The sequence below is a fragment of the Leifsonia sp. RCC_180 genome, assembly GCF_058138205.1.
This window is the reverse complement of record NZ_CP200340.1, coordinates 3,736,510-3,751,512: the sequence shown is the minus strand read 5'-3', so window position 1 is coordinate 3,751,512 and position 15,003 is coordinate 3,736,510. Positions and strand designations below refer to the sequence as shown.

The 15,003-nt window shown below is 68.5% G+C and carries 14 protein-coding genes; 5 read left to right on the top strand and 9 right to left on the bottom strand.

Annotated features, from left to right (window positions below; translation table 11 throughout):
- The first annotated feature begins 2 nt into the window (after positions 1 to 2).
- From aroA to bcp, 3 genes are all read left to right on the top strand, one after another.
- Positions 3 to 1,373: a 3-phosphoshikimate 1-carboxyvinyltransferase gene (gene aroA, locus AB7E03_RS18375; protein ID WP_489942746.1), complete on the top strand. Its 1,371-nt coding sequence runs from the start codon at positions 3 to 5 to the stop codon at positions 1,371 to 1,373.
- Entirely contained in the window at positions 1,366 to 2,430 is a 1,065-nt protein-coding gene (rsgA, locus tag AB7E03_RS18370; RefSeq protein WP_489942745.1) for a ribosome small subunit-dependent GTPase A, read from the top strand. Before aroA ends, rsgA begins: the two co-directional genes overlap by 8 nt.
- A 75-nt stretch (positions 2,431 to 2,505) precedes the next feature.
- Positions 2,506 to 2,982 (top strand): thioredoxin-dependent thiol peroxidase, encoded by a 477-nt coding sequence (bcp, locus tag AB7E03_RS18365; protein ID WP_489942744.1) that lies wholly within the window; start codon positions 2,506 to 2,508, stop codon positions 2,980 to 2,982.
- Positions 2,983 to 3,006: 24 nt separating this feature from the next.
- On the opposite strand, the gene AB7E03_RS18360 is transcribed toward bcp, so the two are convergent.
- The 7 genes from AB7E03_RS18360 to AB7E03_RS18330 form a co-directional block, all read right to left on the bottom strand.
- Positions 3,007 to 3,771 (bottom strand): ABC transporter ATP-binding protein, encoded by a 765-nt coding sequence (locus AB7E03_RS18360; protein WP_489942743.1) that lies wholly within the window; start codon positions 3,769 to 3,771, stop codon positions 3,007 to 3,009.
- Positions 3,768 to 4,580, bottom strand: coding sequence for an ATP-binding cassette domain-containing protein (locus AB7E03_RS18355; protein WP_489942742.1), 813 nt, complete (start codon positions 4,578 to 4,580; stop codon positions 3,768 to 3,770). The genes AB7E03_RS18360 and AB7E03_RS18355 overlap by 4 nt, the downstream gene beginning before the upstream one ends.
- Positions 4,577 to 5,461 carry an ABC transporter permease gene (locus AB7E03_RS18350; RefSeq protein WP_489942741.1) on the bottom strand — a complete coding sequence of 295 codons (885 nt, stop codon included), beginning with the start codon at positions 5,459 to 5,461 and terminating at the stop codon, positions 4,577 to 4,579. Before AB7E03_RS18350 ends, AB7E03_RS18355 begins: the two co-directional genes overlap by 4 nt.
- On the bottom strand, positions 5,458 to 6,420 hold the full coding sequence (locus AB7E03_RS18345; RefSeq protein ID WP_489942740.1) for an ABC transporter permease: 963 nt from the start codon (positions 6,418 to 6,420) through the stop codon (positions 5,458 to 5,460). Before AB7E03_RS18345 ends, AB7E03_RS18350 begins: the two co-directional genes overlap by 4 nt.
- A gap of 86 nt (positions 6,421 to 6,506) precedes the next feature.
- Complete coding sequence (locus tag AB7E03_RS18340) at positions 6,507 to 8,006, bottom strand: ABC transporter substrate-binding protein (protein ID WP_489942739.1); 1,500 nt, start codon at positions 8,004 to 8,006, stop codon at positions 6,507 to 6,509.
- Positions 8,007 to 8,065: 59 nt separating this feature from the next.
- Complete coding sequence (locus AB7E03_RS18335) at positions 8,066 to 8,830, bottom strand: DUF1684 domain-containing protein (protein WP_489942738.1); 765 nt, start codon at positions 8,828 to 8,830, stop codon at positions 8,066 to 8,068.
- A gap of 36 nt (positions 8,831 to 8,866) precedes the next feature.
- On the bottom strand, positions 8,867 to 9,331 hold the full coding sequence (locus AB7E03_RS18330; protein WP_489942737.1) for a hypothetical protein: 465 nt from the start codon (positions 9,329 to 9,331) through the stop codon (positions 8,867 to 8,869).
- A 225-nt stretch (positions 9,332 to 9,556) separates the two neighbouring features.
- On the opposite strand from AB7E03_RS18330, the gene AB7E03_RS18325 reads away from it, so the two are divergent.
- Positions 9,557 to 9,805, top strand: a complete 249-nt coding sequence (locus AB7E03_RS18325; protein ID WP_018190103.1) for a WhiB family transcriptional regulator — start codon at positions 9,557 to 9,559, stop codon at positions 9,803 to 9,805.
- Positions 9,806 to 9,921: 116 nt separating this feature from the next.
- Here the strand turns inward: AB7E03_RS18325 and AB7E03_RS18320 are convergent, their stop codons facing one another.
- A complete protein-coding gene (locus AB7E03_RS18320; RefSeq protein WP_489942736.1) occupies positions 9,922 to 11,415 on the bottom strand; it encodes a sensor histidine kinase in 1,494 nt (497 codons plus the stop codon).
- 157 nt (positions 11,416 to 11,572) lie between these two features.
- On the opposite strand from AB7E03_RS18320, the gene AB7E03_RS18315 reads away from it, so the two are divergent.
- A complete protein-coding gene (locus tag AB7E03_RS18315; protein ID WP_489942735.1) occupies positions 11,573 to 12,133 on the top strand; it encodes an Rv3235 family protein in 561 nt (186 codons plus the stop codon).
- A 3-nt stretch (positions 12,134 to 12,136) separates the two neighbouring features.
- On the opposite strand, the gene secA is transcribed toward AB7E03_RS18315, so the two are convergent.
- Positions 12,137 to 14,950: a preprotein translocase subunit SecA gene (gene secA, locus AB7E03_RS18310; RefSeq protein WP_489942734.1), complete on the bottom strand. Its 2,814-nt coding sequence runs from the start codon at positions 14,948 to 14,950 to the stop codon at positions 12,137 to 12,139.
- Between the last annotated feature and the right edge of the window lie 53 nt (positions 14,951 to 15,003).

Below are 15,003 nucleotides of genomic sequence, written 5' to 3'. Positions count from 1 at the left end.
CAATGCTGATCTCGAAATATTCCGCTCCGGACTTCGATCCGTACGGCGACAACCGGGCCGACGAGCCGAACACGCTGTGGCCCGCACCGGTCGCGGACGCCCCTGTGACGGCGACCGTCTCGCTTCCCGGGTCGAAGTCGTTGACCGCGCGAGAGCTCGTGCTCGCGGCTCTCGCCGACGGCCCTTCGCTCCTGCGCGCCCCTCTGCACTCACGCGACACCGCCAACATGGTGGAGGCTCTGCGCGCGTTGGGCGTCCGCGTCGAGGAGCGTCCGGGCGGCGGTGAGTTCGGCGCGGACCTGCTGGTGACGCCCGCGGAGGAGCTGCTCGGCAGCACCACGATCGAGTGCGGTCAGGCGGGCACTGTCATGCGCTTCGTCCCGCCGATCGCGGGCCTCGCGCTCGGGCCGACGATGTTCGACGCCGACGACTCGGCACGAGGCCGCCCGATGGGCGCGATCATCACGGCCCTCCGCGCCCTGGGCGTGGATGTGAACGACGACGGCCGCGGATCCCTGCCCTTCACCGTCCATGGCACGGGGACGGTCGCGGGAGGCGCGATCGAGGTGGATGCGTCCAGCTCCAGTCAGTTCGTCAGCGCCCTGCTGCTCTCCGCCAGCCGCTTCGAGAATGGCCTCGATCTCACCCACTCGGGCGAGCGCCTGCCCAGCCTCCCCCACATCGAAATGACCGTGGCGGCCCTCGCCGCCCGCGGTGTGAGCGTCGAATCGCCCGAGACGGGCCGCTGGACCGTCTCCCCTGGCACCATCGCCGCGCGCGATGTGGACATCGAACCGGACCTCTCCAACGCGGCGCCGTTCCTGGCGGCCGCCGTTGTCACCGGCGGCACGGTCACCATCACCGGCTGGCCGTCGGCGACCACTCAGGTGGGCGCGGACCTCGCCGACCTGCTCCCGCTGTTCGGCGCGACCGTCACCCGCGACGGTGACCGGCTCACGGTGAGCGGGCCCGAACGACCGAGCGGCGTCCTGCTCGACCTCTCCACGGGCGGCGAGCTCGCCCCCGCACTCGTCGCGATCGCCGCACTGGCCGACGGCCCCAGCGAGATCACGGGGATCGGGCACATCCGCCACCATGAGACGGACCGGCTCGCAGCCCTCGCCGCCGAGATCAACGGGCTCGGCGGCCGCGTCACGGAGCTGGCGGACGGCCTGCGGATCGAGCCGCAGCCGCTCCACGGCGGCGTCTGGCGCAGCTACGAGGACCACCGGATGGCGACGGCCGGCGCGATCGTCGGGCTGGTGGTTCCGGGCGTCGAGATCGAAAACGTCGCCACCACCGCAAAGACACTGCCGCAGTTCACCGAACTCTGGATGCGGATGGTGCAGAACGGGACCTCCCAGAGTGTCTGACAACTCCGGATCGTGGTGGGACGACGGGCAAGACGACGAGGACGAACTCGATCTCTACGACGAGTCCAGCATCCGGAGCCGCCCCAACCCGAAGGGCAATCGCCCGCGGACCAAGACGCGCCCCGAGCACGCTGACGCCGTCATCGCCCGGGTGCTGGGCGTCGACCGGGGCCGCTATACGGTGCTCCTCGACGAGGACACCGACGAGGAGCACGCTCTCACGGCCGCCCGAGCCAGCGAGCTGCGACGCAACCCGATCGTGACCGGCGACCGTGTCGCCGTCGTCGGCGACACAACGGGTGAGACGGGCACTCTCGCCCGCATCGTGCGCGTCGAGCCGCGGAAGACCCTGCTGCGGCGCAGCGCCGACGACACGGACGAGGTGGAGCGCATCGTGGTCGCCAACGCCGACCAGATGCTCATCGTCGTCGCGGCGGCCAACCCCGAGCCGCGCACCCGACTGGTCGACCGCTACCTCGTCGCCGCGTACGACGCAGGGATCGAGCCCATGCTGTGCGTCACCAAGACCGACCTCGCCGACCCTGCGCCGTTCCTCTCCAACTTCGCGGGGCTCGACCTGCCGGTGTTCACCAGCCGCGAGGACGACATCCCCATCGCCGAGATCAAGGACGCCCTCGTCGGGCACGACACAGTCGTCGTCGGGCACTCAGGTGTCGGCAAATCGACACTGGTCAACGCGCTCGTCCCCGGTGCGAAGCGCGCGACTGGGCACGTCAACGAGGTGACCGGCCGCGGACGCCACACGTCGTCGTCGACCGTGTCCCTGCGCGTCGAGGACGACCGGGGCCGCCACGGTTGGGTCATCGACACGCCGGGGGTCCGATCGTTCGGGCTGGGGCACGTCAACACCGACAGCATCCTGAAGGCCTTCACCGACCTGGCCGAGATCGCCGAGAACTGCCCGCGCGGCTGCACGCACCTGCCGGATGCGCCCGACTGCGCCATCATCGAAGCGGTCGAGGAGGGCAAGCTCGGCGAGACGGGGCGGGCACGGCTCGACTCCCTGCAGCGGCTGCTGGCGACGTTCGCCCGCTGACGGTTGGTGCTGACGGTTGGTGCTGACGACTGCTGCCGCGGCCCGGCGGAGCCCTGAGGATGCGAGGATGAGGACATGACTGATGTGCGACTCGAGGCGGGCGAGCAGGCTCCCGCGTTCAGCCTGACCGACCAGGACGGCAATGCGGTGTCGCTCGGCGACTTCGCCGGCAAGAACGTGATCGTGTACTTCTACCCCGCGGCGATGACCCCGGGGTGCACCACGGAGGCGTGCGACTTCCGCGACAACCTCAACTCCCTGAAGTCGGCCGGCTACCAGGTGATCGGGATCTCGAAGGATGCGCCCGCGCGCAACAAGGAGTTCCAGGAGCAGGAGGGCCTCAATTTCCCGCTGCTGTCGGACCAGGACCTCGCGGTGCATCAGGCGTACGGCGCCTACGGCGAGAAGAAGCTGTACGGCAAGACTGTCGAGGGCGTCATTCGCTCCACCTTCGTGGTGGATCCGGACGGCTCCCTCCGCCTGCCGCTCTACAACGTGAAGGCGACGGGTCACGTCGAGATGCTGCGGAAGAAGCTCGGGATCGACGCGTAGGGATCGACGGCTAGCGATCGTCGCCTAGGCGGGCAGTCGCGGCACAGAGGCGAGCAGCCGGCGCGTGTACGCCTCGCGCGGCGCGCCGAGCACCTCTCGTGTCGGCCCCTGCTCGACGACGCGTCCGCCCTGCAGCACGACGGTCTGGGCGCACAACGAGGCCACCACGCTGAGGTCGTGAGAGACCATCACCACGGTCATGCCCTCGGCACTCGCGAGCTCGGCGAGAAGGTCCATGATCTGGATGCGTGTGGTCACATCCAGGGCGCTGACCGGCTCGTCGGCGAGCAGCACGCGTGGACGGGAGACGATGGCGCGGGCGATCGCGATGCGCTGACGCTGACCGCCGGAGAACTCGTGCGGGTACCGTCGCCCGGCATCCGCCGGGAGCGCGACGGCCTCCAGCGCCCGGGCGACGCGGTCCCGGGCGTCGGCGCCGCTCGCGATGCCGAGCGAGGCCAGCGGCTCTCCGACGATCCGGGCGATGTTCTGCCGTGGGTCGAGGGAGGAGTACGGGTCCTGGAACACGGGTTGGACGCTTCGACGGAAGGTGCGGACCTGGGCGCGATCGCGCGGGTCGAGCGGCCGGCCGTCGAAGAGCACCTCGCCGCTCGTCGGGCGCGTGAGCCCGAGGAGGAGCGAGAGAGCCGTGGTCTTGCCCGCGCCCGACTCACCGACGAGCCCGAGGCTCTGGCCCTCCTCGACGGCGAACGAGACGTCGTCGAGCGCTGTGGCCGCCGCGCGGCGGTACCGGAAACCGGCCCCGCGGAGTTCGAGGAGCGGCGTCATGAGACCTCCAGGGCAGCATCCAGTTGGCGGGCGCTGCGCACAAGTTCGGCCGTGTACGGGTCCTGTGGCGCCGCCAGGAGGCGTGCGATCGGCCCCTCCTCCACCACGCGACCCTGGCGGAGCACGAGCGCCCGCTGCGCCATGCGCGAGACCACCGCGAGGTCGTGGCTGACGAACAGCAGCGCCATGCTGCGCTCCGCCACGAGCTTCTCCAGCAGGGCAAGCACGTCGGCCTGCACGGTCACATCCAGGGCGGTCGTCGGCTCGTCGGCGATCAGCAGACGCGGGCGGCACGCGAGCGCGGCGGCGATCGCGACGCGCTGACGCTGGCCGCCGGAGATCTCCCACGAGTACGCGCGGGCGATGCGGTCCGGCTCCGGCAGGCCCACCTCGGTGAGCGCCTCCCGCACGGCCCGCCGGAGGTCGTCACCCCGCAGCCCGAGGTGCCGCCGCAGGGGCTCCGCGACCTGCTGCCCCACCCGCATCAGCGGATCGAGGGCGGTCAGCGGCTCCTGGAAGACGGTGGATGCGACGCGCCCGCGCAGCGGGACGAGATCGCGCTCCCGCGCCCCGACGACCTGCACACCGTCGAGCACGACACTGCCGGATGCCGCGAGCCCCTCCGGCAGGAGACCTGTGAGCGCGAACGACGTCAAAGACTTTCCCGACCCGGACTCGCCGATCAGGGCCACGCGCTCCCCCGGCGCCAGCCGGAATGAGACACCGTCGACGAGCGGGACGCCGTCCCGGGTGGCGACGGACAGATTCTCCACTCCCAGGACGCCCTGAGCGTCCGTTGCGGCGCTCATCGCGACCTCCTTCGCGTCGGATCCGCCACATCCCTTAGGCCGTCGGCGATCAGATTGACCCCGATCACCAGGACGACGAGGGCGACACCCGGTGCGATCGCGCCGACGGGAGCCGTCGACACCGTGCCCTGGGCCTCCTGCAGCAGCCGGCCCCACGAGGCGTTCGGTGGGGGCGCGCCGAGCCCGAGGTAGGACAGGCTCGCCTCCGCCAGCACGGCGACCCCGAACTGCAGTGCCAGGTTGACGCTGAGGGTCGGCCAGATGTTCGGCAGGATGTGCCGGGCGATCACTCCCGCCCACGAGGTGCCCGAGGTTCTCGCCGCAGTGACGTACTGCTGCCCGAGCACGCGCTTGGCCAGCACCCGGGTGAGCCGGGCGACCACGGCCGACATCGCGAGCCCGATGGCGACGATCGCCGTGCCGAGGGAGGCGCCCTGCGCGGCGACGATCAGCATGGCGAGAAGGAGCGTCGGAAACGCGATCAGGATGTCGAGCACGGCCGAGAGGGTGTCGTCGAGCCACTTCGTCGCGAATGCCGCGTGAAGCCCGAGTGTCACGCCGATCACCGCGCCGATCGCCACCGAGCCGAGCCCGACGGCGAGCGCGATCCTGGCGCCGATCATCAGCTGGGTGGTCAGATCGCGGCCGAAGCGATCGGTCCCCAGCCAGTGGGCGGCGCTCGGCTGCTCGAGGCGCGTGCCGGACGTGTCGGCCTGGGCGTAGGGCAGCCAGACGAACGACACCGCGGCGATGAGGACGATGAGACCCACGAGGGTGAGCCCGATGCCCAGCGTCACGGAACGCCGGCGCCGCCGCCCGCCAGCGCGCCCGGCCGGCTCGGGCGCGACGGCCTCCGTCGCCTGCTGCACGATCGCGCTCATACGTTCCCCGAAATACTGCGGCGCAGCCGCGGGTCGACGAGACGCTGGGCGATGTCTGCGAGGAAGCCGACGATCAACACCAGCAGGGTGGAGACGAACAGGATGCCCTGGATGTTGGGGTAGTCGTGCTGCTCGATCGCCTTCAGCAGCATGCTCCCCAGCCCGGGAAGCGTGAACACGCTCTCCACGACGACCGCACCGAGGAAGGTGGTCGCCAGCTCGATGCCGAGAATGGAGATGACCGGCACAGCGCCGTTCCGGAGACCGTGCCGCCACATCGCCCGGCCGAATCCCGACCCGAGCGCGCGGGCGTTGCGCAGGTAGTCGCTGCCGATCACATCCAGCGTCGCGCTACGCACGTAGCGGGAGATCGACGCGCTCATCACGATCGCGATGGTCACCACCGGAAGCGCCAGCGAGGTCAGCGCCGACGCGGGATCGGCCCAGTCGTCACGCGGGAACCCGCCCGACGGGAACCAGCCCAGCGTGATCGCGAACACATCCACCAGCAGGATGCCGACCCAGAACACCGGCACGGCGATCCCCAATTGCGAGAACGCGGAGAGCACCACGCCGTACCAGCGGTCCGCCTTCCAGGCCGCCACGAACCCGATCGGGAGCGCGAGCACGAGCGCGAGGACGAACGACAGCAGGGTGAGCGGAATCGTCACGGACAGCCGCGCGGCGATCTCTGGGCCCACGGGCAGCGAGCTGATGAACGACTCCCCCAGGTTCAGCGAGAGCAGGCTGCCGAACCAGGAGAAGAACTGCTGCAGGATCGGCTGATCGCTCCCCACCTGCCGCTGCGCCGCCGCGATCTGCTCCTTCGTCGCGCCGACCGAGAGCAGGGCGTTCGACGGGTCTCCGGGGAGCACCCGCAGGAGGAAGAACAGCACCACCATGGCCAGCAGCAGCGACACCACGAGGAACGCGGTGCGACGCAGGAGGTAAGTAGCCATGGTCCAATCAGCGTAAATGCTCGCCGGAGCGGTCGGCTCCGGCGAGCATCCCGGGTGTGGAGAGTTCAGGTGGTTGTGGAGAAGTGCTACTTCTTCACGATGTCGTAGGCGAAGAACTGCGAGTTCAGGCCGTTCACCGGGTATCCGGTCACGCTGCTGTCGGCCACGACGATCTGCGGGTAGAGGTACAGCCAGGCGCTGGCCGCATCCTTTGCGATCTGCTCGTTCACCAGCTTCAGCTTCGCGGTCTGCTCGGCGGTCGTGCTCGACTGCTCGGCCTCCGCCACCCACTTCGTCACCTGCGGGTTGTCGTAGCCCCAGTAGAAGTCGGGGTTTCCGTACCAGACCACGTCTCGGTCGTTGACGTGCTCCTGCAGGGTCGCCTGGAAGTCGTGGTTGGTGAACACCTTCGTGTACCACTCGTCCGCCGAGATCGAGTTGATCTTCACGGTCACGCCGATCTTGGCGAGTTCGCTCTTCAGGAACTCGGCCACGGCGGGGTGCGGGTCGTACGTCGGGGTGTCGAGCGTGAAGCTGAAGCCGTCCGGGAGGCCGGCCTCGGCCAGCTCCTTCTTCGCCAGGTTCACGTCGTACGGGTTCACCTTCGTGAGGTTCTCGTACCAGGGGTCGCTCGGCGGCACCATCGAGCCGATGAGCGAGCCGTAGTCGCCCCAGATGGAGTTCAGCAGCTTCTTCGTGTCGATGGCCGAGTACACGGCCTTGCGGACCTCGACCTTGTCGAAGGGCGCCACCTTGTCGTTGAAGGCCAGGAGCTCCTTCGTCGTCGACTTGCCGTCGGAGACGGTGAAGTCCTTGTTCCCCTTGAATGTGGACAGCGCATCCGGGCTCTGGATGCTCGTCACGATGTCGACCTGCTTGGTCTGCAGCGCGTTCGAGAGAGCGGACGCGTCGGTGAAGTAGTCGAACTCCACCTCCTTGTTCTTGGCCTGGTCGCCCCAGTAGCCGCTCCAGCGCTCGAGGCTGAGCGAGCTGCCGCGCTTCCAGGTACCCAGCGTGTACGGGCCCGTGCCGTCCTCCTTGGTCTTGTAGGAGGAGGTTCCCGGGCCGTAGATCCAGACGTAGCTGAGGTTGTACGGCAGCGAGATCGACCGCGACGACAGGTTGATCGTGACCGTCTTGTCGTTCGGGGTGTCGATGGAGGAGATCACGGCGAGCTGCGACTTGCGGGCCGACTGCGAGTCCTTCGCGGTGACCCGCTCGATGCTGCGCTTCACATCTGCACTGGTGAGGGCCTTGCCCGAGTGGAACTTCACGCCGTCACGCAGGGTGAACGTGTAAGTGAGGCCGTCCTCGCTGGTGGTGTACTTCGTGGCGAGCAGCGGCTCGACCTTGCCGTCGTCGGTCAGCTTGAACAGGCCCTCGTAGACGTTGCCGTTGAGCGCCTCCGTGACGCCCTGACCTCCGCCCGCGGTGTTGTCCAGGTTGACCGGCTCGTACAGCGAGCCGATCGCGATGGTCGCGTCGCCGCCGCCGGCGGACGACGAGGATGCGCCCGCGCAGCCGGCGAGCGCCAGGGCCGAGGCCAGGCCGATCGCAAGCGTCGCGAACAGGGAAGTCTTTCTCACGGTGGTTCTCCAGTGCTGTGGGGGTGAAGGGTGGGTGGAGCTCGGGCGCGAAGCCTGGCTCAGTGCTGGGCGCCGCTGCGGAACGTAACGCGCTTCTCCCCTGCGGTGACCGCGACGGGGAAACGGTTGTTGCGCGGCGGCAGCGGACAGTTGTACTGGTCCGAGAACCCGCACGGCGGCACGAAGGCCCGGTTGAAGTCGAGGACGACATGATCGTCGGCGTGCTCCACGAACAGGAAGCGACCGGACGCGTAGGTGCCGTCAGGCCCGTCGGCACCGTTGGTCGGGTCACCGAAGACGAGCAGCAGCGTCCCGTCGTCGTCGAAGGCGCTGAGGGTGTACTCGACACCGTCGCGCTCGAAGGTGATGTCGCCCGGCACGACCAGTTCGCGCGTCAGGCCGTTGTCCCGGATGTGCTCGAACGGGATGGTGCGGTCGTCGCTGACGGGTGTGAACGTCGCCTCGATGACCCAGCTCGGATCGAACGGGAAGACGTCGATGCGCTCGAACTCGCGGATCGCGGGCGACTCGGCGTCCCAGAGGCGGATGCCGCGCTCGGTCTCGCCGGTCTCCAGGCTGCGGCGGGAGAGTTCCGTCGCCGTCACGGTCGCCGGAAGCCCGGCCAGGGCCTCCTCGGGCGTCGTCGTGTCGCCGGGCGCCAGCCAGCGTGTCTCGATCAGAGCGAGGTTGCCGGTGGCAGCGGTCACCGCCTGAAGGCGGCCGGCGCGCCAGGCCTCCCAGCCTTCGCGGGCACGGTCGAGGACCTCGGGAGTTGCGGGCGCGGTGGAGGTCTGTGTGGAGATATCAGTCACGATGTCGGACATAACCATCCGAGTCTCGGACTTGTTCCCATCCGGCGCCTATTCGTGTTGCTCTGTGTTGCGATCCTCAGTGTTGCGCGCCGTGGCCCGCACCACCGGCGGTGAGACGGCCAGCACCCCCGCGAGGACGGCCGGAATCAGGAGCGCCCAGCCCAGGCCCGGTTGCGCGTAGAGGCCTTGGAAGCATCCCACCGCGACCGCGAGCTGGAGGATCTGGATGGTGAACGTCGACGCGCGCGCCCATCCCCGTCGTCGAAGGAGGCCCACCAAGGTCGCGATCACCCATGCGGCGGCCACGAATGCCAGCACGACGATGGCGACGGCGGAGGCGTACGACTGGGGCGTCTGCGTCAGCAGATCGACGAGCAGCCATACGGCGAGTGCTGCGACCAGCAGAGCTTCGAGCGCCAGGATGACGCTGAGCACGAGGAGAAGGACAGGACGCGCGGATGCTTCCGGCTGCATGGATGGGGTGCGCCCGGGGGCATTCTGGGGGTCGGGCACTATAGCATCCTGACGTTTCCGGCTCGTGTTCTCAGCGTTATCCCATACAAAACTATTGATTCGGAATAACCGCTATGGGAGCATGTTCAACGGTCGAGTTAACGCTCACAGGGTCGTGGGCAGGTCTGATTCCCCACGGATCTAAGCACCCTGTCACTCGACTGCTTATCTGCATTCTATGGCCACCTCAGGTCAGGAACCCCAGTAAACAAGGAGCACATCTTCATGGATTGGCGCGACAAAGCCGCCTGCCTCACCGCGGACCCCGAGCTTTTCTTCCCGGTTGGCAACACCGGTCCTGCTGTCGACCAGATCGACAAGGCCAAGGCGGTCTGCGCACGCTGCACCGTTACCGAGATCTGCCTGCAGTACGCACTCGAGACCGGTCAGGACTCGGGCGTGTGGGGCGGACTCTCCGAAGACGAGCGACGCGCCCTCAAGCGTCGCGCTGCGCGCGCACGCCGCGCGTCCTGACGCACCACCCCGTCACCACCCGCTCCACCCGTCGGCGATCCGTTCGGATCGCGCACGACACCGCCGAGGCGGCGCTCACACACCTAGCATCGAGCGCCCCTCGGCTGTTTTCGTGTTCAGATCTTGGTGAGGTAGCGCAGCGGGACCTCGATGGTCACCTCGGTGCCCTGGCCCATCATGGTGTGCCAGTCGATGGCGCCGCCGAGCTCGCCCTGGATGAGCGTGCGGACGATCTGGGTGCCGAGTCCCGAACCCACTTTCCCCTCGGGCAGGCCGGAACCGTTGTCGACCACCTTCACGGTCAGCGACTCCTCCGAGCGGTTCGCGACGATCTCCACCTGACCCTCGCGGCCTGCGAGTCCGTGCTCGACGGCGTTGGTGACAAGCTCGGTGAGCGCCAGCGCCAGCGGCGTCGCATACTCGGACGGCAGCTTGCCGAACGTTCCGGACTTCTTGGGGTGCACCGTCGTGGTGTGACTCGCGGCGACCTCCGCCACGAGCAGCAGCACGCGGTCGAACACGTCATCGAAGTCGACGATCTGCGCCAGGCCGGTCGAGAGGGTGTCGTGGACGACGGCGATGGCCGCCACCCGCCGCATCGCCTGGCTGAGGGCCTCCCTCGCCTCCTCTGAGTGCGTTCGCCGCGACTGGATGCGCAACAGCGACGCCACGGTCTGGAGGTTGTTCTTCACGCGATGGTGGATCTCGCGGATCGTCGCGTCTTTCGTGATGAGCTCGCGCTCCTGGTGGCGCTGCTCCGAGACGTCGCGGCAGAGCACGATGGCGCCGACCCGTTCGCCGCGATTGCGGATCGGGATGGCCCGCAGGGACACCGTGACGCCGCGGGCCTCGATGTCGGTGCGCCAGGGCGCGCGACCGGTGACCACGAGCGGCAGCGACTCGTCGGCGATGATGGTGCCGGCGAGCAGCCCGATCGTCACGGTCGCCAGCGACTCCCCCTCTAGCTCTCCGGTGAAGCCCATCCTGTTGAAGGCGCTGAGGGCGTTGGGGCTAGCGAACGTGGTCGTGCCGTCGACGTCGAGCCGGATGAGGCCGTCGGCTGCACGCGGTGCGCCCCGTCGCGGTGCGGCGGGCGCCCCGAGGTCTGGGAAGTCGCCGGTCGCGATCATGTTGAAGAGGTCGTTCGCGCACTCGTTGAACGTCAGCTCCTGGCGGCTGGGCGTGCGCGCCTCGCTCAGGTTGGTGTGCCTGGTGATCACGGCAACCGGCTCGTCCGCGGTCTCGGGCGAGTGAACGGAGAGGCGGCGGATGACCGGGACTGCGCGCACGCGCGTCGGGGTCTCCTCGTACCAGTCGGGCGCCGACGTGTCGATGATCTGCTTGGACCGGTACGCGTCGGTCACCTGCTGCCGCCACTCGGGCTTGATGCGCTGCCCGACGAAGTCGCGGTAGAACAGGGTCGCCGCAGACGACGGACGTGCGTGGGCCACCGCTACGTAGTCGTCATCGGCCGTCGGGACCCACAGCACGATGTCGGCGAACGCGAGGTCGGCGAGCAGCTGCCAGTCGCCGACGAGCCCGTGCAGCCACTCGACGTCCTCTTCCGAGGAACGGCCGTGGGCGTGGACGAGATCGCTGAGCGTTGACACCTTCCCATCCTAAAGGGGCGTCTCAGAGCGTCCCCGAGTTATCCACACAGCGTTCGTGCCCTGGTCCGGTTGGCGGCGAAGTGCTTGGGTAAGGCATCGTACATATCACAGCTCTATTTCATCACGGGCCACCGACACACCGTCTCCAGGAGGAATCATGGACCATCACGCTCTCGCTCCCGCCGCCTCATCCGCGGCCGTCTCTCCGCTGCCGACGCCGTGGCACAGCCCCGATCACGATGACGCCCGACCCCCGGCCGGCAGGCCAGGGACGGTCACGGAGCTCACCGAGACCGGGGACCCGAACCCCGCGACGCTCTGCTCCAACCTGGCACGCTCCGTCGTCGAGATCCTGGCCGGTGCTCGCTCACTCGACCAGATCGGGCGTTGGGTGACGGATTCGGTCTACGTTCACTTGCTCCGCCGCACCATGCTGACCTCGCACGCGCGCGCCACCTCGGTGGAGGAGGTGCTGCGTCCGCGCATGCGGATCGGGGATCCCCTGCTCAGCTTCCCCTCTGAAGGCGTCGTGGAGGCGGTCGTCCTGGTGCATCAACCCGGGCGGTCGCGCGCGGTCGCCATCCGTCTCGAGCGTCACCGGGCGCGCTGGCGCGCGGCGGCGATCAACGTCCTGCGAGGACGGCTCGCAGACGAGAAACGGCGGCCCTCAGGGGCCGCCGTTCCGTCGTCGTATCCGCTGCTGCGGTCGTTGGTGTAGCGCTCAGCGCTTCTTGGCCTGAGCGCGGCGCTCGGCACGGTTGACCGGGGCCGCCTCGTCGGAGTCCACACGCTGCCCGAAGGCGCCGCGCTGAGTGGCTCCCTGGGCGGGCGGTGCGGCCTGTGCCGCCGGCTGCGCCTGCTGCTCCTGCGCACGCTGGGCGCGGGCGGTGGCCGCCTGCTCCAGCTGACCGCGCTGGTTGCGCACCTCGACGCCGCCCTGCTCGGCCGGGGCCGAGTAGCTCAGTCGGGTGTCGCCCTCGCCGCGTGCCAATCCCTTCGCGGCGACCGCGGGAGACTCGACCTCGCCCGGCGCCTGGTTGACCTCGACCTCCAGGTTGAACAGGAAGCCGATGGTCTCCTCGCGAATGGCGCCCATCATCTGCTGGAACATGGCGTAGCCCTCGCGCTGGTACTCGACCAGCGGGTCGCGCTGCGCCATGGCACGCAGGCCGATGCCGTCCTTGAGGTAGTCCATCTCGTAGAGGTGGTCGCGCCAGCGGCGGTCGATCACGGAGAGCACCACGCGGCGCTCCAGTTCGCGCATCGCCGGAGCACCGAGCGACTCCTCGCGCCGCTGGTAGGCGATACGGGCGTCGGACATGATCTCGCGACGCATGAACTCGCGGTTGATCTTGCCCTTGTTGCCGGCCTCCGAAATGACCTCGTCGATGCTCACGCCGATCGGGTACAGCGTCTTCAGCTCCGCCCACAGCGCGTCGAAGTCCCAGTCATCGCCGCTTCCCTCGCCGGTGTGCTGGTCGAGGATGTCGTCGATCACGTCGGTGAGGAACTGCTGCACGCGCTCGTGCAGGTCGTCGCCCTCCAGAACGTGACGGCGGTCGCTGTAGATCGCTTCGCGCTGGCGGTTGAGGACGTCGTCGTACTTCAGGACGTTCTTGCGGATCTCGGCGTTCCGGGCCTCCACCTGCGACTGTGCGCTGCGGATGGCACGGCTGACGACCTTGGACTCGATCGCCATGTCGTCGGGGACGCTGCTGCGGCCCATCAGGCTCTCGGCCGCGCCGGAGTTGAACAGGCGCATGAGGTCGTCGGTCAGGGACAGGTAGAAGCGGCTCTCGCCGGGGTCCCCCTGACGTCCGGAGCGACCGCGCAGCTGGTTGTCGATGCGGCGTGACTCGTGACGCTCGGTCCCGAGCACGTAGAGACCACCCGCGGCGACGACCTTCTCGGCCTCTTCCGCGACCTGGGCCTTGACCGCGTTGAACACGTCGTCCCAGGCGGCTTCGTACTCGTCCGGGGTCTCCACCGGCGAGAGTCCGCGCGCGTTCATCTCGGCGACCGCGATGAACTCGGAGTTGCCGCCGAGCATGACGTCCGTACCGCGGCCGGCCATGTTGGTGGCGACGGTGACGGCGCCGAGGCGGCCCGCCTGGGCCACGATCGCGGCCTCACGGGCGTGGTTCTTCGCGTTCAGCACCTCGTGGCGCACGCCCTTCTTGGCGAGCAGTCGCGAGAGGTACTCGCTCTTCTCGACCGAGGTCGTTCCGACCAGCACCGGCTGGCCCTTCTCGTGCCGCTTGACGATGTCTTCGACAACCTGGTCGAACTTGGCCTTCTCGTTCTTGTAGACGAGATCCGACTGGTCGATGCGCTGCATCGGCTTGTTCGTCGGGATGGCGACGACGCCGAGCTTGTACGTGCTCATGAACTCGGCGGCCTCGGTCTCGGCCGTACCGGTCATGCCGGACAGCTTCTTGTAGAGGCGGAAGTAGTTCTGCAGGGTCACGGTGGCGAGCGTCTGGTTCTCGGCCTTGACCTCGACACCCTCTTTCGCCTCGATCGCCTGGTGGATGCCCTCGTTGTAGCGGCGACCGACCAGGATGCGGCCGGTGTGCTCGTCGACGATCAGCACCTCGCCGTTCATGACGACGTAGTCCTTGTCGCGCTTGAACAGCGCGTTCGCCTTGATGGCATTGTTGAGGAAGGAGATCAGCGGGGTGTTCGCCGACTCGTACAGGTTGTCGATGCCGAGGTAGTCCTCGACCTTCTCGATGCCCGGCTCGAGCACGCCGACGGTGCGCTTCTTCTCATCCACTTCGTAGTCGACGTCGGGGGTGAGGCGCTTGGCGAGGTTGGCGAACTCGTTGAACCAGCGGTTCGCCTCGCCGGAGGACGGCCCGGAGATGATCAACGGGGTCCTGGCCTCGTCGATGAGGATCGAGTCGACCTCGTCGACGATCGCGAAGAAGTGTCCGCGCTGGACCATGTCGCTCGCCTGCCACGCCATGTTGTCGCGCAGGTAGTCGAAGCCGAACTCGTTGTTGGTGCCGTAGGTGATGTCGGCCGCGTACTGCTCACGGCGCTCCTCCGGCGTCTGGCCGGCCAGGATGACACCGGTCGTCATGCCGAGCGCGCGGTAGACGCGGCCCATCAGCTCGGACTGGTAGCTCGCCAGGTAGTCGTTGACCGTGATGACGTGGACGCCGCGGCTGGCGATGGCGTTCAGGTACGCCGCCGTCGTCGCGACGAGGGTCTTGCCCTCACCGGTCTTCATCTCGGCGATGTTGCCGAGGTGCAGCGCCGCGCCGCCCATCATCTGGACGTCGAAGTGACGCATGCCGAGGGTCCGCTTGGCCGCCTCGCGGACCGCCGCGAAGGCCTCCGGGAGGAGGTCGTCGAGCGACTCGCCGTTGCCGTAACGCTCCCGCAACTCGACGGTCTCGTGCGCGAGTTCCTCGTCGGTGAGTTCGCTGAAGTCGTCTTCGAGGGCGTTGACCGCCTTCGCGTACGCCTCCAGTCGACGGAGGGTACGGCCCTCGCCGACACGGAGGACCTTTTCAAGAACTGAGGCCACTGATGCACTCCACTTACGCTCGGTCGGGCCGTGGGCCCGGCGCCCCTGCGGAC

Excerpts from the sequence above, each read along its gene's own strand:
- aroA (WP_489942746.1), top strand. The coding sequence starts at position 3 with ATGCTGATCTCGAAATATTCCGCTCCGGACTTCGATCCGTACGGCGAC.
- bcp (WP_489942744.1), top strand. The coding sequence starts at position 2,506 with ATGACTGATGTGCGACTCGAGGCGGGCGAGCAGGCTCCCGCGTTCAGC.
- AB7E03_RS18360 (WP_489942743.1), bottom strand. The coding sequence starts at position 3,771 with ATGACGCCGCTCCTCGAACTCCGCGGGGCCGGTTTCCGGTACCGCCGC.
- AB7E03_RS18355 (WP_489942742.1), bottom strand. The coding sequence starts at position 4,580 with ATGAGCGCCGCAACGGACGCTCAGGGCGTCCTGGGAGTGGAGAATCTG.
- AB7E03_RS18350 (WP_489942741.1), bottom strand. The coding sequence starts at position 5,461 with ATGAGCGCGATCGTGCAGCAGGCGACGGAGGCCGTCGCGCCCGAGCCG.
- AB7E03_RS18345 (WP_489942740.1), bottom strand. The coding sequence starts at position 6,420 with ATGGCTACTTACCTCCTGCGTCGCACCGCGTTCCTCGTGGTGTCGCTG.
- AB7E03_RS18335 (WP_489942738.1), bottom strand. The coding sequence starts at position 8,830 with ATGTCCGACATCGTGACTGATATCTCCACACAGACCTCCACCGCGCCC.
- AB7E03_RS18325 (WP_018190103.1), top strand. The coding sequence starts at position 9,557 with ATGGATTGGCGCGACAAAGCCGCCTGCCTCACCGCGGACCCCGAGCTT.
- AB7E03_RS18315 (WP_489942735.1), top strand. The coding sequence starts at position 11,573 with ATGGACCATCACGCTCTCGCTCCCGCCGCCTCATCCGCGGCCGTCTCT.